Here is a 21,573-nt window from a genome sequence, read left to right as displayed (position 1 = left end):
TGAAAAACAGTAACTATAGAAATACGTATAAAACCTGGCTCTAAGGATCTATTTTCTTCATTCTCTGAAGTAACAGGCCGTCTGTGTGATTATTTTCCCCCGTAACAAAGTCCGTCATATAATAAGCTAGGTATTGACCGTAATGATTATTTGTTTTTAACAGCAGCTCATCCACATAATAGACGCCTTTCGGTATAGGATCGAGCAACAAGACGGATAACGCTGCATAAAGACCGCAGGCTACTTGAAAATAGGTGGCGTTCGTCTTGTATTTAGAAGAAATCGTCTTATTGCTTAATACATTGTACATATACCGTTCCCTATCTTTATAAACAAGGAGTACACCGACTAAATCCTTACCTTTCAATGTTGCTTCAAGTGGATCAAGAACCTTCATGTCATGCTCCCATAATTTATCAACATCATCAAGATTCGAGCGGATTAGTTCTGTTGTATGGTCATTTACTTTATATAAAAAGCCGCTCTCCATGTTGAATAATTTGCCTAGTGTATAAACTTCTTCGTGAGGCATTAAACAACCGTGGAATTGTTTATTGCCTAATGTCACTTTAAACTCAAGATCATATACTTTTTCATACAAAAAGAGCGGTGTATGCTGGCTCATAAACATAGGATAACTTGCAATGGCTTCGTCTAAGAAACATTCAGGTGACCATGTTGTATAAATAACGTTCTTTTTTGCTTTTTTCCTATTTTTAAAAAAAGAGCTGTCATGCTCAACAATGTAGCAGCCAAGAGGAGACTCTCCCGCATTCTCTTTTAAAAGTTCTATGGCCATCCATTGGACGACGCCTGGGTTCATTCCAGACCCTATAATGGCAGCTGTATTGGTAAATTGACTTTTGAATTTTTCAAAATACCGCATCCGTTCAAGCAATTGGAATCCCTCATATAATTCTTCATTTTCATCTATCATCGTATTTTCCAAGGCAGTATTGATGTACTTAACACCGAGTGTATCGCAGCATTTCAGCATTTCAACCGTATCTGCCCACGAAGCGTCAATAACAATAGTCGTTTGTGTGCTCTTAAGATGCTTTATAAATTTAGCAGTATCTTTTAAATCAAATTGATGGAATGTAAATTGATTTTGTAAATGAGGAAATAATCTGCAAAAGTAATCTTTTTCTTTTTGCTTATGATCAAGTAAGTGAATCTTGCAACTGCTGATAAAGTGGTGAATAGGATCTTTTTCATCAACTGCTGATTGATTCAAGATAGAAAGTATAGATTTTGCTACCCCTCCAGCACTTCCAAGAATGGTTAGTGCTTGCTGTTGATCTTTCATTCTAGCACCTCGTTAATCTTTTTATATAAAATATGCACGAGGGGTTGAGCCGGTATAGATAGATTCCCTACAATAAGGAATTTTGTCGATGATTAGTATTTTGGGGTAATGCTGTCTTGATGATGTGTATTTTAGGTCTCATAACCATACAAAACTGTTGCTTTGTATCGTTATAAAACTCTTTAAAAAAGGAGATAGCTAGACTTAAAACAAGACAAACGAGCTTCGAAGCGTTGCCACTCAGCATGTCCAAAAACACGGAATTAGACAGTCTTTCAGATGGAAATGTTGTCCTTTAAGAAATTGAAAGGATCAAAAAGAATATGAAAAAAAACAAGAATTCAAAGAAGTGAAATATTAAGAACGAGGGTGAGTTCATTTAAAAACGCATTAGGTACAGAACAAGCAGTGAACCTCTCCAACTAATTGCTATACAATTTGATGGAGCGTCTCTGTGAGAGGCATGAAAAAATACGCTCTAACTTTTACTTTAGTATACGGCTAGGGCGCCGCTTCTTTAATAAAGGAATGGTCTCTTTAAAAGAGTTGGCTGATTTAGTGTTGACAATCCAGAAACATAAAAAGAGGGCTGGGAGGTCCTAAGAAACTCTCCCAGCCAATTACTTTTATATGAAATTAATAAAAAGAAAAGATATAAACCATACAAAGTGTTGGCTTACATCTTTTCAGGGGTATCCTGTAAAACAGTTTAAATCATTTTTACTCCGTGGCGCTCAAATGCTGCCGCTTCTAGAATGGACATACCTTGCGCCTCAGCAGCCTTAGCCACTTTTTCTGAAACTTGTGGTGCAAGATTTGCAGGAGCAGCAAAGGACATTTCTCTTGCGCGCGCAGCGTTTCTGCGTTGGAAAGGTCCCCAGATTGCAATAGTTTTTCCTGGGCTTTGAATATTGACAAAAAGTGTGTTTCCATCTGGCGAGAAGGTTGGACCACATAATTCAGAGTCACTTAGGCGGTTGGCGGCAAAAGGATAAACTTTGCCTTCTGGGGTAATTCCCATAATGCGATCTTGCCCAGAACCATCTTCTGCATACCAAAGGTCGCCCCAAGGAGTACAGCAAATATTATCCGGATATTCCATTTCTCGTGCATCATTTCCCTCATAGAAAAGCTCTAATGTATTAGTGTGAGGAACATAACGATAAACGCGTCCAAGCTTTTTGTCCCCAGCAGAGGTGTCATCGAACCAGAAAACACCCTCTTGGAAGAACGCTCCCTCTAGTCTACTGAATTCAATGCATTTTTGTGCCTTAGCGTCCTCACGGCATAAGTGAGGATCCAGCTCCTTCCAAACAATTTTAAATGTTTGTCCTGTTTTAAATGTGCTTGCTGCTGGGTCAGTTACTGCTTCAATTGCTGCTGCATAAAGCTTTCCGCCTTTTTGTAACGCACCTGGTTTTTGGCTCGTGTCATTTGGAATAAAACGGTACAAGTAACTTGGGCTAGCATCTTCAGTTAAATATACATATCCTGTCGCTGGGTCGATTGCGCAGGCTTCGTGGGAAAAGCGTCCCATATCCTTGATTGGAGTTTTGGACATTTCGTTCTCCGGCTGCTGCGGGTCCACTTCGAATACATATCCGTGTGTCGCGGTACGTGTTTCTTCACAAGTCAGCCACGTATTCCAAGGTGTCGCTCCTCCTGCACAATTTCGAATTGTTCCTGAAGAGCTTACATATTCTTTGATGACTTCTCGATTTTGACCAACAACAAGAGCTGTTGTACCACCTTTAGCGGCTGGATCAAAAGGGTTGATTCCAACCACCGGATTGTCCGCACTTGTTCCTAATTCATGATTGCGAACAAGAATAGTTGTATTATTAGGTCCTTCAAAAGCAGCCATTCCATCAAAGGCTCCAGGGATTTTTCCGCCGTTTGTCAGCTGACCGCCCTCTTGGGAAATAATTTTGTAATGAAAACCCTCTGGAAGATCAAGAATACCATTTGGATCCGGAACTAAAGGGCCATACCCACCAAAGCCGCTGGTTGGATTATTGGTTGGATTAGTAGCTGTATCCGCAAATACTTTTGAACCGAGTGATAATACTCCAGTCGATCCAAGGGTAAGAGCAAGTGCGCCCATTCCTCCCGCTTTTAAGAACTTTCTTCTGTTCAAGTCATTATTAGATGTTTGATTAGTCATAAAGTACGTGTCCCCTCACCAATAATTTTTTAAATCTAGTAATAGATTAAACGGAAATTATTAAGGAGAAACCCGGGTTTTGTAAAAGCCCGGTAAAAAATCAGTTAAGAAATGCACAAAAGAAATGAAGCAGTCTAGTTTCACTTCTAGTGGCCTCAGGTTGTTTAGTTTCTTCTGAATCTGTTTCTGACATAGTAATAACCTTGCAATTCATTTTTACATTAAAAAAGCTGTTTGAATTAGTGTTGGCGTTCTAGGTTCATAGTTGACCATTACTGTTGATTAAGCCAAGACAAAAACGGTTGGATTTAAAATTGAGATTAAACAACAATCATGATTTTCCTGTGATAAACTAAAATGTATCATTATGGAATTTGGTTTGGGAGGGAAATTTTTTGAAAGAGCGATCGGTTTATCTTATTGTCATGCTTATTATTCTTTTTTTAATAGGAAGTTTTGGAAATAGTGTAGTACAAGAGAAGCTTATTCCTTTTATTATGATCGTAATTATACTTTTTATAATTGGACACGCGCTTGAAGATCAAAAAAAATTTGATTTAAACCAGCTTGCCAGAGTAGAGGTACGAGAATTATATGTAAAAACAGAAAATGGATTTGAGATTACGGAGGAAAAAGATTTTGATGTGATAAGAGAAGCTTTTGAAAAAGTCGAATGGGAACCAAATACCATGATGGATATTCAAGGCGAAAGAACAGTAGAAGCCACCTTCTTCTATACATATGAAGAGAACATGCCGGAACCGTTATCCATGTGCAAAGTCTACCTTATGGAAGAAGGAAGTATCTCTCTTCAGAGTAAAAAAGAAGAAGAGGGCTACGGAGAGCTGAGTAAAGAACACGCGGAAAGGTTAAAATTTCTCTTTTTTTAAAATGAAAAAAGTAAATTGTAAAAGCCTCATGATTATTTCATTAGTAATTATGTGGCTCTTTTCTACTCAATTCTTCTTTTACAGTAGATTGAAGCGGTTGAGTAAAAGGCCTTTTCGATAACTGACTTAAAAAAGGAATCATGATATTGTTGATTTTCTTATTCATCTAATAGGAAAGATTCGTTAAATAAGAAAAAGACCGAAAATTTTCAGGAAAGCCTCCTCATATTAATGCCTATTCTCTCTGAAGTATCCTTTAATGTTAGTATTTTAAGACATGAGAAGCGAGGGGGGGGGGGGCACAAAATAGCCATTCGTCAAAAAATAATGTTAATAAAGCTATCCATTTTTGAGTTTTTTGTATGCTAATGGTGTCATGTTGACGGACTTCCGGAACTTATCTATAAAATAGCTTGTACTATTGAATCCTACTTGATAGGCAACATCTGTGACATTGGAATCTGGCTGTTGCAGCAGGAGTAAGCTTTTTTGAATGCGGTAATCTGTTACATAATTTAATGGTGTTTTGTTTAACATTCGCTTGAAATATCGACAGCATTCCGAGCGGCTCAATTGGCCGGCTTTTGCAATATCGTCTAACATGATTTTCTCAGCGTAATGTAGATGTATCCAATTTAACATTTGCTTCAACCGATGATTTTTCAACATTTCTGTCTGTTCGTACTCTAATTGGAAGCCATTAGCGATTAAATTTCTCCAAATGAACGTTAGCTGTATGGTGATTTCGATTTCATAGAATGGTGGCTTTTGTTGAATCAATTGATTGATTTTTATAATGGTATCTACAATGTTTTTCTCCCAAGGTTCCTTTGTATCTAGGTATAAGTAAGATAAATTAGTCGCATGGATATAAGGGCTTATATAGGAAGAATAAAGTTCTTGTGATAAAACAAAATGCGGAGAAACATTTAAACAAATATAAACACAACCAGAAGCATTTTTTTCTTCTGCCATGTGCAGGCGGCCGCTATTTATAAATATCCCTTTGCCTTCAGGAACCACTACCTTTTCCTCATTTATTTGAAAGATGGCTTCTCCTTTTATAATCAAAACAAATTGAATTTCATCATGCCAATGAAGAGGTATATATCCATTAATATTTTGGCTAATCGTGGTTTCATAACAGGCAATCGGCAATACAACCGTACGATGTTCTGTTAGTTCCTTTAAATTTTGGTCAATTCTAAAATCTTTTATTTGCATATAACTACCTCAATATATTTATATTTTTACATTCGATTTAAGTATTATTTAAGGGATTCTTCACTTATTATGACAATATTATAATATTATTTTTATAGTTGAGGGTGGGGAACCGAACATGAATAGAAGAAAAGGGTTATTTCTCGTTATTACGGGAGCGACTTTTTGGGGTATTGGAGGCACCGTTGCACAAAAACTTTTTCATCAATACGCCATTGATATAAATTGGCTTGTAACGATCCGATTACTTATAGCAGGTTTTTTACTTCTGACCGTTCAATTTTTTGGGAAAGACTCTTCTCAAATACTTGGTGTATGGAAAAAGAAAAGGACTGCTGTTCCACTGATTATCTTTGGATTAATGGGTATGCTTGCGGTTCAATACACGTATATGGCATCCATCAACCATGGGAACGCGGCTGTCGCAACACTATTGCAATACTTAGCACCTGTCATGATTATCATTTATTTAATCTTACGCAAACAATCCGTTTTTACAAGAAAGGATTTCATAACCGTTTCGCTTGCTTTAGCTGGCTGCTTTTTCTTATTAACCAACGGCTCAATCTCTCAATTATCTGTACCGATACTTGCAGTGGTTTGGGGTGTTTTATCTGGAATTACATTAGCCTTTTATACGTTATATGCCGTTCCTCTACTGAAGCAATACGATTCTCTTGTCGTTGTTGGCTGGGCTATGGTGATTGGCGGTTTTGCATTAAGTTTCATCCATTCACCTTTGCAAATGGATTTTAAAAGCTTAACATTGGAGGCCTATATATACTTAGTCTTCGTTATTGTATTTGGTACAATGATTGCTTTTTGGTTTTATATCGAAAGTTTACAAAGTCTGTCGCCTAAAGAATCAAGCCTTTTTGGCAGCATAGAACCGCTGGCGGCTGTCCTAACAACAGTCTTTTGGCTAAAAGAACCCTTTGGAGTTTTCCAATGGATGGGTGCAGTTTGTATTATTGGAATGGTTGTTCTATTGGCTTTGAATAAGGATTCTTCCTCAAAAGCTGCCCATCCGTTAAAGATTAAAAAGCTTCTTAGGTTTAGATAATTTCGTTCTAATCAAAATACAAGTAAGTTACGCAGTAGTTCGCCCATATAATAAACAGCCTATTCTCTGGATGAGCAACAGTTAATCGAAAAAAGGTTTTTCGATAACCGGCTTACAGGGAAGGAGTATGAAAGACTGTTACTTATTTTCTGTTAAACTAGAGGATATCAATATTCAACGATGAAGGGAGAACCCTTTATGTTAATTATCACCCCAAAATGTATACGAATCCGTTCAATATCATAGAAGACCACGGAACGAAACTTATAAATCTTATCGGTAAACACATAAAAGAGGTGTGGGTGGTTTGGGAACAAGATGAAGACGAATGGTTTAATGATTGCCCTGTGATCATTGGTTTTAAAGATAGCCAATTAGAATTATGTGCATTTGAACTACCACCCACTTACCTGACGATTGAAGTGGGGGATTCCTGGGCAAGGGGATCTTCGACCCCCAGTAATCAGGCTAACCCCGTATTCCAACGGTTTTATGACCAAGCTTAACTAGACTGAAGTGAAAGAAGCCGAAGAGCTTCTTTTTTAATATTCAGGCTCGCATTCAGATCCCGGTCGTGACGTACGCCACAGGATGGACATTCCCACACCCGGACAGCGAGATTTTTCACATCCTTATGCTGATGCCCGCACCTTGAGCAGAGCTGGCTTGATGGGAAGAGCGGATCGACTTTTATGATCGTCCGTCCGTACCACTTCGCTTTGTAAGCGAGCATTTCGTTGAACCTCGACCATGACGCATCGTGAATCCCCTTGCTTAGTTTTTTGTTTTGGACAAGATTCTTCACGGACAAATTTTCTACTGCGATCACTTGGTTTTCATGAACGAGCCTGGTCGTCAGCTTGTGAAGAAAATCTTCTCTTGTGTGTTTGATTTTTTCGTGCAGTTTAGCAATCTGGGCTTTATTTTTTTTCCACGATTTCGAACCTTCTTTTTTACGTGCAAACGCACGTTGAAGAAAGGCTAACCGCTTTTCGTATTTTTGATAGTATTTCGGGTTGGCAATGGATTTACCGTTGGAGAACACGGCAAACTCTTTTAACCCCAGATCAATGCCAACGGCATCGTTGGTGCTTGGTTTGTACGGGGAATAAGGCATCTCGCAAATAACCGAAATAGAATACCGGCCGGTACTGCTGCGGCGCACGGTGACACGCTTAATATCACCTTCAATGTTTCGGGACTTTGAAAAACGAATCCAGCCGAGTTTCGGCAGCTGAATGTAGTTGTCTATCATTTTAATATTGTTGTTTGTCATTTTGGTCGTATAGCTCTGAATCGGGTTTTTCTTACTTTTGAATGTTGGATGGCCTTTGAAATCATACGCCGTTGGCGTATAGCCTTCTGCACATTTTTTTGCGGCTCGTTTTTTTAATTCTTTTTTCGGCTGATCCTTATATTTTTTAAATCCTTCGTACTGATATTCGATGCTTGCCTGAAGAGCAATACTGTCAGGACCAGACAACCATTTAAATGTTTGTTTTAGCCCAGGGAGAAGCTTTTTGGCAGCTGTTTCTGTATACCGTTTTTTTGTTTTTTCGAAACTCTTGATGTTTTCATTTAATATATAATTGTAGACAAACCGGCAGCAGCCGATCGTTTGGTTAATCAGTTGTTTTTGCTCGTCACTTGGATGGATTTTAAACCGAAAGGCTTTAAAATGAAGGTTCTTTGTTTCATCTGTTTTGGTTTTCATCATTTTCTCCACCCCTGAACGTTTGTTCTGTACCTAATTATACCATTTTAGCAATAGTGCGTTCAAGGAAAAAGAATAACTGAAAGAGCAGCGATTCATCCCCCACTTAGCAAGCTTGAAGTGGGAGTGTTCTCGCCGGAAATGATAAAACAGATGAATTTGCTGTTACGTTTGATCAAATCCTCGTTTCCCAAGGTCCTTCCTGGTATGGATCAGATTTAAAGCTTCATTGGGAAAAGAATAAGTTAGAAGAATGGAATTTCATTGTAGGCAAAAAGGTGATGGGGATTCAAATAATAGAAAGAAGTGAAACAAATACAGCGAACTATTATGTAGCAGGTATTGGTTTTCACTTGAACGAGAGCTATTTTGCCGTATGTAATGGGCTGGATAAAAACGTAATGATTAAAAAAAGAGAAGAAGGTCCAAATTTCAAGTACACCATGATTTGAAATGCTCGCACGTTTTTTAAATAACAGCCCAGTTTAGCAAAAAAAAAAAAACAAAAGTAATTAGATCATTTTATAAAGGAATGTAATTCAATAATGTGGAAAAATTACATTGAGACAATATCGAAGAATTATTATTTCACAGCTCCAGCATCCAATTCCGAAATGACCCTGGTGAAAGAAAAATTAAATGTTGAGTTGCCTTTAAATTTAATAAAACTATTCAACGAAACGAATGGAGCGTTTGATGAACATGGCTATCCTCTAATTTGGTCAACCGGACAAATAGTAGAAGATAACTTGTTTTTTAGAGGTTTTGAGGATTATAAAGATATTTACATGCCATTTGATCATTTATTATTTTTCTCTGGTGCAGGGAACGGTGATTTATTCTGTTTTGCAATATTAAACGAGAATATTCAAAAAGACGATATATATGTATGGAATCATGAAGATGACAGCCGGATAGAGGTTGCTTCTTCGTTAGAAGACTTTGTTAAAGGCTGGATTACTGGTGAAATTTCTGTTTAAACAAAAGGGTTTGTTCTTCAATTAACCGGACAGATTAACTGAATAAGAAGCAGTTAAGATTGACTGAACAAATTGTAGCTGGGGTATTAATAAATGCTTGTAGAAGGGAAACTTAAAATGCCTATTATCGAGCATCACCAATTTATTAAAGCATCTATTAAAGTATGTTTTGACCTTGCAAGGAACGTAGATATCCATACTCAAACGACCTCTAAAACAAAGCAAAGGGCTATTAGTGGAGTAACAGAGGGATTATTAGAAAATGGAGACTGTGTCACTTGGGAAGCCATCCACTTCGGCATTAAACAGAGGCTGACAGCAAGGATAATAGAAATGGAAAAACCCCATAAGTTTGTAGACATTATGGTCAAGGGAGCTTTTCATTCCTTTGTTCATACTCATGAATTTTTCGAAAAAGCAGACGGAACCCTCATGATAGATAAATTCCAGTATAAGTCACCATTCGGTCTAATTGGCGTTGCAGCCGATAAGTTGTTTTTGGAAAAGTATATGAGAGCTTTTATTGTTTCTCGGGCAAAGGCACTGAAAAGGATTGCTGAAAATGTGGATTAACCTTATTCAATCAGTGGGTGCTTTAGTTTAATAAGGAAAAAAGCAAAGGACCAAACAAAAACAAATGGTCCTTTTTTGCTTGAAGTGTTACCATATCCATTGTAAACATATTCCTTTTGAGTTGTGGATTATATGGTTTAACACTAGAAAAAGGAGGGCTGAAACTTGAAAAGCAAATGGTTTATTACTATAGTGGTTGTTTTCTCGATACTGGCAGGTTGTTTAGGTGAAAAAGATGCCAGTTCAACCGATACGGATACACAATCATTAGAAGAGTTTCAAGGTTATGCTATAGCAAAAGAAACTGAGAATAATGGAAGAGAAAAGCTATTAGTGGTAAAAGGTATTACGCAGAAGGATGCCTTAAATACAAGCTATAAAGAGATTGTTAAAAGCACAGAATCTGAGAATGTCATTTGGTTTGTAACTGAAAAAAATATCTTTGATGGAATAAAAAAAGGTGATGAAGTGAAGGTCTGGTGGGATAATTCTAAACCCCATAACGAGCCTGCCATTCTCACACTATCAGCGGAAAAAGTTGAAGTGATACGGAAATCAGAAGAAACTACATCAAATAAGGATGTCTCTACGTTTACTGGATACGTTCAAAGTAAAGATGCCGCGACCCTCTGGGTGACTTCGAAGCCAGATGATAAAAAGAGCGGCATTATATTTGATATAAAAGCTATCGATCAAACTAAAGCAGCTGCATTAAAAACGGGTCAAAAAGTACAAGTTACCTATGATGCTGATTTAATGTTTTCTGATCCTGCACAAGGAACAGCGGTTAAAATTGACGTGCTGGAAGAATAGATTAAATGAAAGCAAGACGTTATGGATGTCCTGTTTTCTTTATGAGAAAAAGATGAATAATAAATATGGATAACTGAACGGCAGCGAATATGGAAAAAAGACAAAAAGGGGAGAGTAAGTGAAAAAAAGCAGTTGTTGGAGCAGCTGCCTTACTTTTTATTATTTTGATGATTTGGTTTTTTGATCAAAGAGTGAGCGAGGGATATGTTTTATCAGCAGAGGGTTCCAGGGTTTTGGTCATTCCAATGAGTGATACTGACGTGGAAGAGAAAACAGAAAAAGAAATTATAGCTGCTTTAGAAGATAAGGATATTCAATCACAGGGAACGTATTATGATATCCCCTTGATTAATAGGACTTTTGATACAAACTTCCAAAAAGGGCAGAAGGTAAAGGTGTATTGGACCGGATATACCTTAGAATCTGCACCAGCACAAGTTAAAGATACGCTGCTTATGATAAAAGCTCATTAGCTCCAGAGGAGCCTAATGGAAAAATTTTCTCAAAGTCGATTCTCTAACCAGGGAAACGGCTTTTTTAATTGAACAAGTGGGAAAGAAGGATTTAAAGTTCCGTTAAAATAATTATCGTTTTTCGCAGGAGCTGATGAATTAAACGCACAAGTTCAAAACCAAACGTCTGCATGTTAATTTTTTAATTATAAAAAGTGCTTCTGCTCCCTTGTTAAATAAATCTTATAGCCGTATAATGACCCATATTGAAATCCTCACCTTTATTACCCCGCTAGCAAAACCGGCATTTCCAAGCTACAGAAGATATGCTTAGTCGGCATATTTTTTGCAGCTTATTTTTTTTTGACTAACGACGAAGGAGCTGAAAAAAATGAGTAACTTAAACGCGAAAAAACAGGAAAAGCCTCCTGCGCGTTCACTATATTTGTTTTTAGACAGGTTTTTTAAATTGTCCGAGCGCAATACGAGCATAAAAACAGAAATGTTAGCCGGTTTGACGACATTCATGACCGTCAGCTATATTATCCTGATCAATCCTATTATTTTAGGAGATGCAGGTATGCCGGTAGAAGCTGCACTGGGAGCAACCATTTATGCGGTTATGTTTGCTACACTCCTCATGGGTCTATGGGCAAACTTTCCAATTGTTTTAGGGCCGGGCATGGGACTCAATGCCTTTTTTACTTATTCGGTTGTGTTGGGGCAGGGGCTATCCTGGCAAACAGCGCTGGGAGCTGTTTTTATTTCAGGTATTGTCTTTTTTCTGCTGACGGTTACAGGTATTCGTGAAAAAATTATTATTGCAATTCCAGAAGGTTTAAAAGCGGCAATTACGGCAGGTATTGGATTGTTTATTGCCTTTGTTGGATTTAAAAATGCTGGATTAGTTGTGGCGAATGAGTCCACATTTGTCTCCCTGGGCGATCTTTCCCAGCCAGGCCCGCTGCTGGCTTTGTTCGGACTCGTATTGTGTGCCGTGTTAATGGCGAAGCGGATAAAAGGAGCATTGATTATCAGCATTTTCGCTACAACGGTTTTAGCCATGCTGGTGGGAGCTCAGGAGATTCCACACAAATGGAATGACGTCTTTTCATTAACGCCGCCCAGCATTTCGGATACGTTCCTGCAGCTTGATTTAAAAGGGGCAATTGCGTACGGCCTTTTTTCGGTTGTGTTTTCTTTTACCATTGTGGAGCTGTTTGATACGCTGGCGACTTTGATCGGCTTAACAAAAAAAGCGGGACTGGCTGACGAAAACGGAAAAGTACCCGGCTTAAACCGCGCTTTAACGGCAGATTCCATTGGAACGATGGCCAGTGCTGTCTTTGGAAGCACTGCTCTAAATACGTATGTTGAAAATGCCACGGGCATTGTAGAAGGCGGGAAAACGGGACTAAAGGCCGTAACAGCAGCTGTTTTATTTGGTTTTACACTGTTTTTGGCTCCGCTTATTCACTTTATCCCAAATGCGGCAACAGCAGCTGTGTTGATTATTATCGGCTCAATGATGCTGAGCGAAATCAAAAAAATCAACTTTGATGATTTCACAGAATCTGTTCCGGCTTTCTTAACGTTGATTTTAATGCCTTTAACATACAGCATTGCAGAAGGACTGGCATTCGGCTTTGTTTCTTACACTGTACTAAAGCTTGTGACAGGCCGAACGAAAGAAGTTCATTGGATGATGTACATGGTGAGTGCCGCCTTTATTATTAATTTTGTGCTGATCGGCCATTAAGGCAGAGTGAACTAGATTTGAAAATGAAATGAAATAGTATGCTAGCGACAAGCTTTACGTTTTAGAGACCCGGCTTTTTCTAAGTGAGAAAAAAAGGGTGCCTTTAGCGTAAAGCTTTTTATTGATCTTTTATTATGACAGATGCAATGTATGATAGAATATTGCTTAACGATACATATGAGGTGAAGGACATGTCGATTTATGATGATATTGAAAAAATTAAAAAACAAATAGAGGAAGAAAACAGCGAGCCGCTGAAAATTGCCCTGTTTGGCCAGCCGGGAGCAGGTAAATCCTCAATTATTAATAAGCTGGTCGGTGAACGGGTAGCCGAAACGGGAGCGTCTACTGATGTGACAACAGAAGCTGATTTTATTCCGTATGAAGGCCTGCTGCTAGTGGATCTGCCGGGCTATGGGACAAGCAAGTTCCCGCCAAATGAATGGATGAACCAGTTTAATCCAAAGGAATTTGATTTGTTCCTCTGTGTGTTCTCCGGAAAATTCCATGAAGCGGATACGCGCTTTTTTAAAGAGCTGCAGGAAAGCGGGAAAGTGTGCTTGTTTGTCCGCAACATGAGCGATCAGCTGTGGGAAGACGGAAAAACGCTGGAAGAATTGAAGCAAGATATTATTGATGATGTAGAAAAGCAGGTAGGGTCGAAGCAAAACGTATACTTTACAAGCTGCCGAACTTCTACTGGTTTTGATTCTTTGCAGGATGCTATTCAGGAATCTCTTGAGCCCGCGAAGAAAGAAAAGTATATCCGCTATGCGAAAGCGTATACAGTAGAGCATCTAGAGCAAAAAAGAGAAGAATGCAAAAAGCTGGTGACGAAATATGCAGCAATCGCAGCAGCAAACGGGATTAACCCAGTGCCAGGCGTCGATATCAGCGTTGACCTTTCTGTCATGTTGAAGCTATTCTCTCAAATTAATAAAGCATATGGATTAAATGACGCCAAACTTGCTTTATTAGAAGGCGCACTGCTTCCAGTCGCTAAAAAAGTGCTGGACTACGCGACAAAAGAAGGGCTGTCTCTTCTATTAAAACGATTTGCCACCAAGACGGCACTTAAAAATTCATCTAAATATGTTCCGATCGTCGGCCAGGTGATCGCGGCGTCAGCCGGATACGCAATGACATATAAAGCGGGCATTCATTACTTGGATGACTGTCATGAGCTGGCGACTGAGGTATTAAAGAAAGAGCTGCAGTAACGGACTATGGTGAAAAATCCATTTAAGCGGGACAAAAAGAACACTTCTTATAATTCTTCTGTTTACGATACTGCTCCTTATTGGAGAAAAAGCAGGCTGGAAGAGAATTTTTTGAAGCTTGCGGCATTGTTAGAAGAAGCAGAGAGCAGGAAGATTGCGTTTATTGGCCAGCCGGGTGCCGGCAAATCTTCTCTTCTGCTGAAGCTGACAAATGGAAAGTGTGAACCGAAACCGAACATTGGACAGGGAACGGATACAACCGATTGGAGCAGCGGCCGGGAGCCTGTATGGTATCATCTATACAATGGAACGTACTTTATTGATACACCGGGCTACGATACAAAAGCCCATCCGCTGCGAAGCTACCGTGAGTATTTTCCTTTCCAGAATGTTGACGCGATTGTATTTGTGATAAGAGGGAAGATTCATCAAAGCGATGAAGACATGTTCCGGCTGATTATGGATAAAAGCAAGTGCACGTCCACCGTTGTACTGGTTAGAGGGTATGCGGAAGATCTAACCGAGGAAGACAGAAAAAGCCTTGAGCAGGAATTTAACGAGAAATTTAAACTAAAAAGATATCATGTTTCTTTGATTTTTGTCAGCAACCGTCTTGGCGAGGGAATCACTGAGCTTCAATCCTTATTAAACATATAACCATTTGACTAATGAAACAGCATTAGGCGAAGGAGATTGAAAAAGCTGGGCAGATTTGGACTGGGCGGCTCTGATTAAAGTGTTAAAAGAGGCAGCTGAATGAAGGCAAAATTCTTTCTGTCAGCCGTTTATAACTCACATAAAAAAGCCGGGGCATAGCCCCGGCTTTTTAAATTCGCAGAATGGAAACCTTTATTTTACTAATTTCAGTGCTTGTTCGGAAATATAGAAGTCTTTTCCATTGTACACTGTAACAGCGTTCACTTCTTTTTGTTCAGTTGACTTCCCTAATTTTTGAATCACAATATTTTTATTCACTGGGAACTCAACGGTTTTGTCGCCTTTTTTCGCTACTAAAACAGGATTGTTCGGATTTGTTACATCAATACGGGATGTATAGCCTTTTTTCGCCAATGCTTTCTCGGCATTCGTGTACAGTTTATCGGACACTTTCTCAAGATCGAAGTTCATAACTTCTGCCATCTTTTTCGCAATATCTGTGTTTTCAACTAATCCAGTTGGTCTTGATGGGCCGTATGAGTACAAGAAAACATCTTCACCTGTATGGCCGCCGGTTGTAAAGCCAAGGTTTGCACGTTTAGCGAGCATTTTTGACATATCAGAACCAATATTTTTGGAAGCAGTAAGCGTTTTTAGTTCTTCATCTGTCAGGTCTTCAAGGCCGTAAAGAGCGGCTACTTCCTTCAAATTCGATTTATCTTCTTTCAGCAGGCTGAGAGCACCTTCAACCGTCATCTTTGCTTTTTTCAACGGGTCGATGTAAGAAGAAACCGGCGTTGAAGGGTAAGAAGAATTTGTATTTGTATTCCCAATTGAGATACCGCTGTTGCCGTGGTCAGTAAGAGCGATAACCATTGTGTTTCCATCTTTCTTTGCAAACTCAACCGCTTCTTTTACGGCATCGTCAAAAGCAAGTGTGTCACTAATCATTCCGATTGGATCGTTGGCATGAGCTGCCCAGTCAACCTTGCTTCCTTCTACAAACAAGAAGAATCCATCTTCGTCTTTGTTTAACGTGTCAATCGCTTTTCCTGTCATTTCCGCTAACGTTGGCTGGCTTGGCTGAGTGCTTTCGCGGTCAAAGTCATAAGCAAGGGCACTTGTGGCAAAGCTTCCCCAAATTTTGTCGGAATCAGAAGCCAGAAGTTCATCGCGGTTTTCGACGAAATCATATTTTTTCTCGTCCAAAACTTCTAACAGGTTTTCGCCATCAGTTCGGGCATTTTTCGTTGAGCCCGGAGCAAGAGACTCTTTTCCTCCGCCTAATACAACATCAATGCCTTGATACACCTGCTGCTCAGCGATGTCACCATAGTTGTTGCGGTGCGTAGCGTGAGCAGAGAAGCCTGCTGGTGTGGCATGTTGAATTTCAGAAGTAGCAATGATACCTGTTGCTTTTCCTTGCAGCTTTGCTCCTTCTAACACATTGGCTACAGGCTTTTGAGCATCTTCCGGTTTAACGGGCTCTAATCCAGGTGAATTTACGACAGAAGGCAGGACGCCTACATATTTATCATTTGATTTGTTGCCTGTTGCAAGCGCAGTTCCGGCCGGTGCGGAGTCTGTAATCGCCGATTCAGCGGAGTATGTACGAACACCACCAGCCAGCATTTGATCCATAGCCAGATTTCCGCCCTTGTACCATCTTGAAAGGGTAGTCGTGCTGGAGCTTGTCCCATCCATTACCATCATAATGACATTAACCGGCTCTTTTTTCGGGTTTTTCGCCTGTACATCTTCCTTAGCAGCAGAAAAACCTAACGAAGAAAGCGCGACAGCTCCCGCCAATGTAATTCCTGCAGCTTTTTTGTGTAACTTCTTCAACGTAATCCCTCCGAGTAACTTGATACAGCTAAGAATAAAGAAGTTTTATTAAGAAAATAAAACAGTAATGTAAAGATACTGTTGGAATATTGTGAAGCTGTTTAAATTTTTACAGGGCGCGTTTAAATTAAGAAAAAAGGAACTTGAAACAGGCCTCTTCGTTTATATTACTTAAAATTATATTGAAATTATGTTGAAGACAAAATAAGAAAAGGGAAGAACGATTCAAATTTCTGTCCTTAATGTGCATTTTTTCGTTTTTTTTATGCGAAAAAAGGTACAAAAACAAATGGAAATCCATACAGACAGCTGTGCATCAAAAGCAAAAACCTGTATAAAAAGCTTTGGCATTTGATTAGAAGAAAGGATTAATGTATGATAAATAAATCGTAATAATTTCGATTTAAAAAAGGGGGAGAAGTATGTTCAAGTGGATTATCATAGGGGGAGGCATTCAAAGCGTAACGATGGCTTCTTTCCTGCTAAAGGAAAAAAAGGCCTCTATCAGGGAATTGGCCATTGTTGATCCACATCAAAAACCGCTTCAAAACTGGAAAAGGTGTACAGAGTTTATTTCGATCTTGTATTTGTGCACGGGGTTATATGTGACCGGCGCTTTGGCGGAATTGGAAGCAGGAACGATCGCAAGAAATACTTCAGGTGCGCGCCAGGCAGCAGAACGAATTATACAAAGCTTATAATCACTAAAGCATAAGAAAAATGTTTATATTTTAAATCGTAATGATTACTATTTTTAATGGAGATTCACATAAAGAAAGTTCCTGTTACCGTTTTAAGCGGCTACTTAGGCTCAGGGAAAACCACACTGCTTAATCATATCCTGCAAAATCGTGAAGGCTTAAAGATAGCGGTTATTGTAAATGACATGAGTGAAATAAACATCGATGCAGCACTTTTAAAGCATGGCGGGTTTACACGGACAGAGGAAAAACTGGTTGAAATGCAAAATGGCTGTATTTGCTGCACGCTGCGCGACGACTTAATGAAGGAAGTAGAAAGGCTCGTAGACCAGGGCGATATTGATTATATTGTAATCGAGTCATCAGGCATCAGCGAGCCAGTGCCAGTTGCACAGACATTTACATACATCGATGAAGAATTGGGGATTAATTTAACGCAAAAAACCCGTCTTGATACGCTGGTCACCGTTGTAGACGGCAACCGTTTTTGGCAGGATTTTTCATCAGGAGAAACACTCGTAGATCGCAGTCAGGGAACAGATGAAATAGATACCCGGGAGGTAGTGGATCTGTTGATTGATCAAATTGAACAAAAAATTAGCGCCGCATTCCCCTTCAAAATCTCCGATTTAGTGGGGGTTAGGCGCTAAGGTCTTGATTCTTCTTATTCTTTTATGTATTTTTTATGACATCGCTTGTCGCTTCTTACTTATCATCACTCATGCCGATTCTGTTTTCATTTTACAAGTGATTTCCATTTTGGTACGATCAACCTATCATAAGGACTAAAAAATGGAAAGGAGGGTTTGGTCGTGAAAGTTGTGAAGTCGCTGCTGCACAAAATTACAAATCAGACGGAAATCTTCAATGCTACGCTGGATATTCACAATGAGGCCCTGTTCTTCATCATCCAGATTATCGACAAAGAGTTTGATCATACCAACGGCCTGACAACAAAGTCGATTGTGCCGGCAGTAGAAAAACTGATTCACGCAACTAAATCAAACCCTCTTCCAAAATACAAAGAATTTAACGAGCGTTTTTATAAGTTTCCGTCTTACTTCCGCAGAAGTGCCATTGCTTCTGCTTTTGGCAAAGTAAAGAGCTTCCGCTCTAACTATCAAAACTGGGAAAAAGAGCAGAAGTACGCTCTTTCCGAAGGGAAGAAATTTAAGAAACAGTCTCCGCGTCTGCAGTTGGAACATAAAGAATTCCCCGTTTTTTATCGCGGAAACATGTTCAATAGAACATCTAATACGACCGCGCAAATAAAGGTATTCCATCAGAATGACTGGGTATGGATGGATATCGAATTTAAAGAGCAGGACCTTTATAAAAGAGGTGTCTGGGAATGGAAAGAGAACAATCCTAAGCTGATTAAGCGGGGAAAGAAATTCTTCCTTTCCATCAGCTACGAAAATAAAGTTACTTTAACGAAAACGCCTATTCAAGAACAAAAAGTGTGTGCGGTAGACCTTGGACTGACAAACTCTGCGGTTTGTTCCGTTATCGATGCAACAGGCACTGTCTTAGGCCGGACATTTATTGACCAGCCTAAAGAAAAAGACCGGCTGCAGACGTTAACGAACAAACTGCGGAAAGCCCAGCGGGCAAGCGGCCGCATTCACGCACCCAATTTTTGGCGGCAGATCAATGGGTACCAGCAGCATATTGTCCGCCACACTAGCCATGAAATTGTAAAATTTGCGGCAAAGCATGGCTGTGACGTCATCATATTCGAATACTTGGGCAGAATGAAAACCCCAAAGGGGTTTTATGGAGCCAGGAAACTTCGTTTCAAGCTTAACGGGTGGCGGAAAATAGGCATCCAGAACAAGGTGGAAGAAATGGCGCATTGCCTGGGCATGCGCATTTCCCGGATCAATCCGCGAAACACCAGCGCCCTGGCGTTCGACGGCTCCGGAAAAGTGAAACGGAACCTCAAAAAAGACCTTGCTGTATTTTCAACTGGCAAAGTCTATCACGCGGATTTATCCGCTTCGTATAATATCGGCGCCCGCTACTTCATTCGGGCCTTTCAAAAATCCATTTCGGAAACGAAATGGTTGTCTCTTCAGGCAAAAGTTCCTGATCTGGCAATAAGGACATCCCAGACCTTGTCTTCGTTCATTAGTCTTCATCATGCACTCGGGCTTCCGCAGGAAGCTTAACCAGCTGATGTTGTACCGTATTCAAGATAAGGGATGCTCCATCAAAATCTTTGATTTAGGTGGAGAGGTTCACTTCGCTAATGTCATCTTATTGAATAAAACCGATTTGCTGAATGAACAATGTGTGGAAGAATTAGGAGCGGTACTGACAAAGCTCAATCCCGAAGCCCAGATTATCAAAACAGTTTTTAGCCAGGTTCCACTTACGGCGGTTTTACATACAAAGCGTTTTGACTTTGACCAGATGAGCCAGTCTGCTAGCTGGATAAAAGAGTTAAATGAAGAGCATACGCCAGAAACAGAAAGTCTTGGTATCTCATCGTTCGTTTACCGTCGGCGTCGTCCTTTTCATCCAGAACGTTTTATGAGCTGGCTCGAAAACTGGCCGGAAGATATTATACGGGCGAAAGGATTTTTCTGGCTTGCCAGCCGGAACGACACGACCGGTTTATTATCCCAGGCAGGGCCTTCTATTATGATTCAAGGGGCCGGAAAGTGGGTGGATGCGTATCCAGAATCCGAAAAACAAGCCCTTTTGACTGAAGAGCCTGGACTGCTTCAAGATTGGGATTCTGTATATGGGGACCGCATGATTGAAATGGTTTTGATCGGAGTGAATATGAAGAAAGAGGAAGTAATGGCTTCTCTGGACGCTTGTCTGCTTTCTGAAGAAGAGGAAACGTCGGAATGGACTCAATTTCGAGATCCTATTCCAGCTTTTTCAGCTGACTAATTAGGAAAGCTTTAAGCACGTTTAGTATACAAGGACATTATTCAATATTTAAAACGTAATGATTACGATATAAGAGTGGAGTGTTAAGAAATGGCTAAAAAATCAAAAGTGGTAAAAGAGAAAAAAGACAGGAAATGGTCGCAAAATATGCGGAGCTGCGCCGGGAGCTAAAAGAAAACGGTGACTATGAAGCACTTCGCAAACTGCCAAGAGATTCTTCTCCGACACGGCTGAAAAGCAGATGTGAAGTAACAGGGCGTCCGCGTGGATATTTGCGGAAATTTAAAATGTCCCGTATTGCATTTCGGGAATATGCCCATAAAGGCCAAATTCCAGGCGTTAAAAAGGCCAGCTGGTAAGCCGATGAACGAATCACTGGCTGGCATGCTGCTAAAAGGACTTGTTAGATCCCTGCCGGAAGAAAAGAGAGAGCTGTACGAGTATATTATAACGATGGAGGACACACTTGCACAGCGGGCCGCAACTTCGGAGCATTTTATATCTCTTTTAATAGAGCATGCTCCACACAAACAGGCCGCAGCTCATTTTGGCTGTTCATATGGTGAAATCTTAAAAAGAATGAGGGAAATTGAGGAAGAGCTGGATAATCAGCTGCACACAAGATTAAGCAAAGCGAAATGGATGGACTGCACATGTGCCACCCGGCGAAAAAAAGAAGAAACGAAAAATAAAACGGCTCTTTAGTTGTTCATACTATAAAGCGATTGCCGTCCATCGGAAAGCCCTAAGCTGCAAAGGCAGGGGGCTTTCTTTTTCGTTTCTAACCAAAAAATACTGTCAATCGGTACCTGTCATGGACCATTGACTAAGAGAAGATAAAAGAAGAGTTAAAATAGCGGTTATAATTGTGCCTATGGGATTGTAAAAAGGATAAACGGGGCAGAAAACAGATAATTACAGTTAAAGATTCTCTCTGAATGAAGTGAAACTAAGCAAAGGACATTATGGATTTTGCAGCTGTGCCTGCATAATCAGTTTATCCAGCTCCTCACTGTACCGTAGTGTATCCAGACTGCTGATTCCATGCAACGTGGCAGCGTCAATCATTAAAGAGCGAAGTTCTTCAATTTGAGAGTGCAAATCGTTGTAGGTTACTTCGAGGGTTTCCATGATTTTCTCCCAGCCTTTTCATTTGATGAGGTGATAGTCATTCATTCGAAGGGATAATAAAGCGCTTTTTGAACCTAACGATTTTAAGGCTTATTGGCGATTTTAATTAAATATTCCAAAAAAAGAAGCTGTTTCAGCTTTCGTCTTTGTAGCCACTTTTATTGTCTATCTGTT

21 protein-coding genes and 2 pseudogenes are annotated in these 21,573 nt (G+C 39.8%); 17 read left to right on the top strand and 6 right to left on the bottom strand.

Annotation, left to right across the window (positions count from 1 at the left end; translation table 11 throughout):
• Positions 1 to 40: 40 nt before the first annotated feature.
• Positions 41 to 1,309, bottom strand: coding sequence for a saccharopine dehydrogenase NADP-binding domain-containing protein (locus tag M3221_RS13090; protein ID WP_251272197.1), 1,269 nt, complete (start codon positions 1,307 to 1,309; stop codon positions 41 to 43).
• A gap of 709 nt (positions 1,310 to 2,018) precedes the next feature.
• Complete coding sequence (locus tag M3221_RS13085; protein WP_251272196.1) at positions 2,019 to 3,473, bottom strand: alkaline phosphatase PhoX; 1,455 nt, start codon at positions 3,471 to 3,473, stop codon at positions 2,019 to 2,021.
• 425 nt (positions 3,474 to 3,898) lie between these two features.
• On the opposite strand from M3221_RS13085, the gene M3221_RS13080 reads away from it, so the two are divergent.
• Entirely contained in the window at positions 3,899 to 4,363 is a 465-nt protein-coding gene (locus M3221_RS13080) for a hypothetical protein (protein WP_251272195.1), read from the top strand.
• A gap of 339 nt (positions 4,364 to 4,702) precedes the next feature.
• Here the strand turns inward: M3221_RS13080 and M3221_RS13075 are convergent, their stop codons facing one another.
• Positions 4,703 to 5,581, bottom strand: a complete 879-nt coding sequence (locus M3221_RS13075) for an AraC family transcriptional regulator (RefSeq protein ID WP_251272243.1) — start codon at positions 5,579 to 5,581, stop codon at positions 4,703 to 4,705.
• Positions 5,582 to 5,705: 124 nt separating this feature from the next.
• Here M3221_RS13075 and M3221_RS13070 point away from each other — a divergent pair, with 124 nt between their 5' ends.
• Entirely contained in the window at positions 5,706 to 6,650 is a 945-nt protein-coding gene (locus M3221_RS13070; protein WP_251272194.1) for an EamA family transporter, read from the top strand.
• Between the two features lie 302 nt (positions 6,651 to 6,952).
• Positions 6,953 to 7,156: a hypothetical protein gene (locus tag M3221_RS13065; RefSeq protein WP_251272193.1), complete on the top strand. Its 204-nt coding sequence runs from the start codon at positions 6,953 to 6,955 to the stop codon at positions 7,154 to 7,156.
• Here M3221_RS13065 and tnpB read toward each other — a convergent pair.
• Complete coding sequence (tnpB, locus tag M3221_RS13060) at positions 7,153 to 8,367, bottom strand: IS200/IS605 family element RNA-guided endonuclease TnpB (RefSeq protein ID WP_251272192.1); 1,215 nt, start codon at positions 8,365 to 8,367, stop codon at positions 7,153 to 7,155. The two genes, M3221_RS13065 and tnpB, sit on opposite strands and share 4 nt — an antisense overlap.
• Positions 8,368 to 8,645: 278 nt before the next feature.
• Here tnpB and M3221_RS13055 point away from each other — a divergent pair, with 278 nt between their 5' ends.
• The 8 genes from M3221_RS13055 to M3221_RS13020 all read left to right on the top strand — a co-directional run bounded on the left by M3221_RS13055 (position 8,646) and on the right by M3221_RS13020 (position 14,818).
• Positions 8,646 to 8,816: a hypothetical protein gene (locus M3221_RS13055; RefSeq protein WP_251272191.1), complete on the top strand. Its 171-nt coding sequence runs from the start codon at positions 8,646 to 8,648 to the stop codon at positions 8,814 to 8,816.
• A 93-nt stretch (positions 8,817 to 8,909) separates the two neighbouring features.
• Positions 8,910 to 9,344, top strand: coding sequence for an SMI1/KNR4 family protein (locus M3221_RS13050; RefSeq protein ID WP_251272190.1), 435 nt, complete (start codon positions 8,910 to 8,912; stop codon positions 9,342 to 9,344).
• A gap of 117 nt (positions 9,345 to 9,461) precedes the next feature.
• Positions 9,462 to 9,917 carry an SRPBCC family protein gene (locus tag M3221_RS13045; RefSeq protein WP_251272242.1) on the top strand — a complete coding sequence of 152 codons (456 nt, stop codon included), beginning with the start codon at positions 9,462 to 9,464 and terminating at the stop codon, positions 9,915 to 9,917.
• A gap of 165 nt (positions 9,918 to 10,082) precedes the next feature.
• Positions 10,083 to 10,730, top strand: coding sequence for a DUF3221 domain-containing protein (locus M3221_RS13040; protein ID WP_251272189.1), 648 nt, complete (start codon positions 10,083 to 10,085; stop codon positions 10,728 to 10,730).
• 167 nt (positions 10,731 to 10,897) lie between these two features.
• The gene (locus tag M3221_RS13035) at positions 10,898 to 11,203 is read left to right on the top strand and encodes a DUF3221 domain-containing protein (protein WP_285880448.1); all 306 of its coding nucleotides are present in this window, start codon (positions 10,898 to 10,900) and stop codon (positions 11,201 to 11,203) included.
• A 370-nt stretch (positions 11,204 to 11,573) separates the two neighbouring features.
• Positions 11,574 to 12,941, top strand: coding sequence for an NCS2 family permease (locus M3221_RS13030; RefSeq protein WP_251272187.1), 1,368 nt, complete (start codon positions 11,574 to 11,576; stop codon positions 12,939 to 12,941).
• 191 nt (positions 12,942 to 13,132) lie between these two features.
• Positions 13,133 to 14,161: a GTPase gene (locus M3221_RS13025; RefSeq protein ID WP_251272186.1), complete on the top strand. Its 1,029-nt coding sequence runs from the start codon at positions 13,133 to 13,135 to the stop codon at positions 14,159 to 14,161.
• 111 nt (positions 14,162 to 14,272) lie between these two features.
• The gene (locus M3221_RS13020) at positions 14,273 to 14,818 is read left to right on the top strand and encodes a GTPase domain-containing protein (RefSeq protein ID WP_251272185.1); all 546 of its coding nucleotides are present in this window, start codon (positions 14,273 to 14,275) and stop codon (positions 14,816 to 14,818) included.
• A gap of 192 nt (positions 14,819 to 15,010) precedes the next feature.
• On the opposite strand, the gene M3221_RS13015 is transcribed toward M3221_RS13020, so the two are convergent.
• Complete coding sequence (locus tag M3221_RS13015; protein ID WP_251272184.1) at positions 15,011 to 16,663, bottom strand: alkaline phosphatase; 1,653 nt, start codon at positions 16,661 to 16,663, stop codon at positions 15,011 to 15,013.
• A 422-nt stretch (positions 16,664 to 17,085) separates the two neighbouring features.
• On the opposite strand from M3221_RS13015, the gene M3221_RS13010 reads away from it, so the two are divergent.
• The 6 genes and pseudogenes from M3221_RS13010 (at position 17,086) to M3221_RS12985 (ending at position 20,973) form a co-directional block, all read left to right on the top strand.
• Positions 17,086 to 17,364 carry a hypothetical protein gene (locus tag M3221_RS13010; RefSeq protein ID WP_251272183.1) on the top strand — a complete coding sequence of 93 codons (279 nt, stop codon included), beginning with the start codon at positions 17,086 to 17,088 and terminating at the stop codon, positions 17,362 to 17,364.
• A 68-nt stretch (positions 17,365 to 17,432) separates the two neighbouring features.
• Positions 17,433 to 17,954 (top strand): annotated as a pseudogene (locus M3221_RS13005) (GTP-binding protein); the annotation flags it as partial.
• A gap of 222 nt (positions 17,955 to 18,176) precedes the next feature.
• Positions 18,177 to 19,535, top strand: coding sequence for an RNA-guided endonuclease TnpB family protein (locus M3221_RS13000; RefSeq protein WP_251272182.1), 1,359 nt, complete (start codon positions 18,177 to 18,179; stop codon positions 19,533 to 19,535).
• A 7-nt stretch (positions 19,536 to 19,542) separates the two neighbouring features.
• Complete coding sequence (locus tag M3221_RS12995) at positions 19,543 to 20,268, top strand: CobW family GTP-binding protein (RefSeq protein WP_251272181.1); 726 nt, start codon at positions 19,543 to 19,545, stop codon at positions 20,266 to 20,268.
• Positions 20,269 to 20,358: 90 nt separating this feature from the next.
• Positions 20,359 to 20,627: pseudogene (rpsN, locus tag M3221_RS12990) on the top strand (30S ribosomal protein S14).
• 4 nt (positions 20,628 to 20,631) lie between these two features.
• Positions 20,632 to 20,973: a hypothetical protein gene (locus tag M3221_RS12985; RefSeq protein ID WP_251272180.1), complete on the top strand. Its 342-nt coding sequence runs from the start codon at positions 20,632 to 20,634 to the stop codon at positions 20,971 to 20,973.
• 258 nt (positions 20,974 to 21,231) lie between these two features.
• Here M3221_RS12985 and M3221_RS12980 read toward each other — a convergent pair whose 3' ends face one another.
• Positions 21,232 to 21,399, bottom strand: a complete 168-nt coding sequence (locus tag M3221_RS12980) for an aspartyl-phosphate phosphatase Spo0E family protein (protein WP_251272179.1) — start codon at positions 21,397 to 21,399, stop codon at positions 21,232 to 21,234.
• Positions 21,400 to 21,573 lie beyond the last annotated feature (174 nt).

The sequence above is a fragment of the Domibacillus indicus genome (assembly GCF_023715895.1).
GTDB classification, from domain to species: domain Bacteria; phylum Bacillota; class Bacilli; order Bacillales; family Domibacillaceae; genus Domibacillus; species Domibacillus indicus_A.
The sequence above is the reverse complement of the archived record's forward strand: the minus strand, read 5'-3'. Positions and strand labels throughout refer to the sequence as shown.

Bases quoted from the DNA above. Each gene is read 5' to 3' on its own strand.
- M3221_RS13090 (WP_251272197.1), bottom strand. From the start codon at position 1,309: ATGAAAGATCAACAGCAAGCACTAACCATTCTTGGAAGTGCTGGAGGG.
- M3221_RS13085 (WP_251272196.1), bottom strand. From the start codon at position 3,473: ATGACTAATCAAACATCTAATAATGACTTGAACAGAAGAAAGTTCTTA.
- M3221_RS13080 (WP_251272195.1), top strand. From the start codon at position 3,899: ATGCTTATTATTCTTTTTTTAATAGGAAGTTTTGGAAATAGTGTAGTA.
- M3221_RS13070 (WP_251272194.1), top strand. From the start codon at position 5,706: ATGAATAGAAGAAAAGGGTTATTTCTCGTTATTACGGGAGCGACTTTT.
- tnpB (WP_251272192.1), bottom strand. From the start codon at position 8,367: ATGATGAAAACCAAAACAGATGAAACAAAGAACCTTCATTTTAAAGCC.
- M3221_RS13055 (WP_251272191.1), top strand. From the start codon at position 8,646: ATGGGGATTCAAATAATAGAAAGAAGTGAAACAAATACAGCGAACTAT.
- M3221_RS13050 (WP_251272190.1), top strand. From the start codon at position 8,910: ATGTGGAAAAATTACATTGAGACAATATCGAAGAATTATTATTTCACA.
- M3221_RS13045 (WP_251272242.1), top strand. From the start codon at position 9,462: ATGCCTATTATCGAGCATCACCAATTTATTAAAGCATCTATTAAAGTA.
- M3221_RS13035 (WP_285880448.1), top strand. From the start codon at position 10,898: ATGATTTGGTTTTTTGATCAAAGAGTGAGCGAGGGATATGTTTTATCA.
- M3221_RS13030 (WP_251272187.1), top strand. From the start codon at position 11,574: ATGAGTAACTTAAACGCGAAAAAACAGGAAAAGCCTCCTGCGCGTTCA.
- M3221_RS13025 (WP_251272186.1), top strand. From the start codon at position 13,133: ATGTCGATTTATGATGATATTGAAAAAATTAAAAAACAAATAGAGGAA.
- M3221_RS13010 (WP_251272183.1), top strand. From the start codon at position 17,086: ATGTTCAAGTGGATTATCATAGGGGGAGGCATTCAAAGCGTAACGATG.
- M3221_RS12995 (WP_251272181.1), top strand. From the start codon at position 19,543: ATGTTGTACCGTATTCAAGATAAGGGATGCTCCATCAAAATCTTTGAT.
- M3221_RS12985 (WP_251272180.1), top strand. From the start codon at position 20,632: ATGAACGAATCACTGGCTGGCATGCTGCTAAAAGGACTTGTTAGATCC.
- M3221_RS12980 (WP_251272179.1), bottom strand. From the start codon at position 21,399: ATGGAAACCCTCGAAGTAACCTACAACGATTTGCACTCTCAAATTGAA.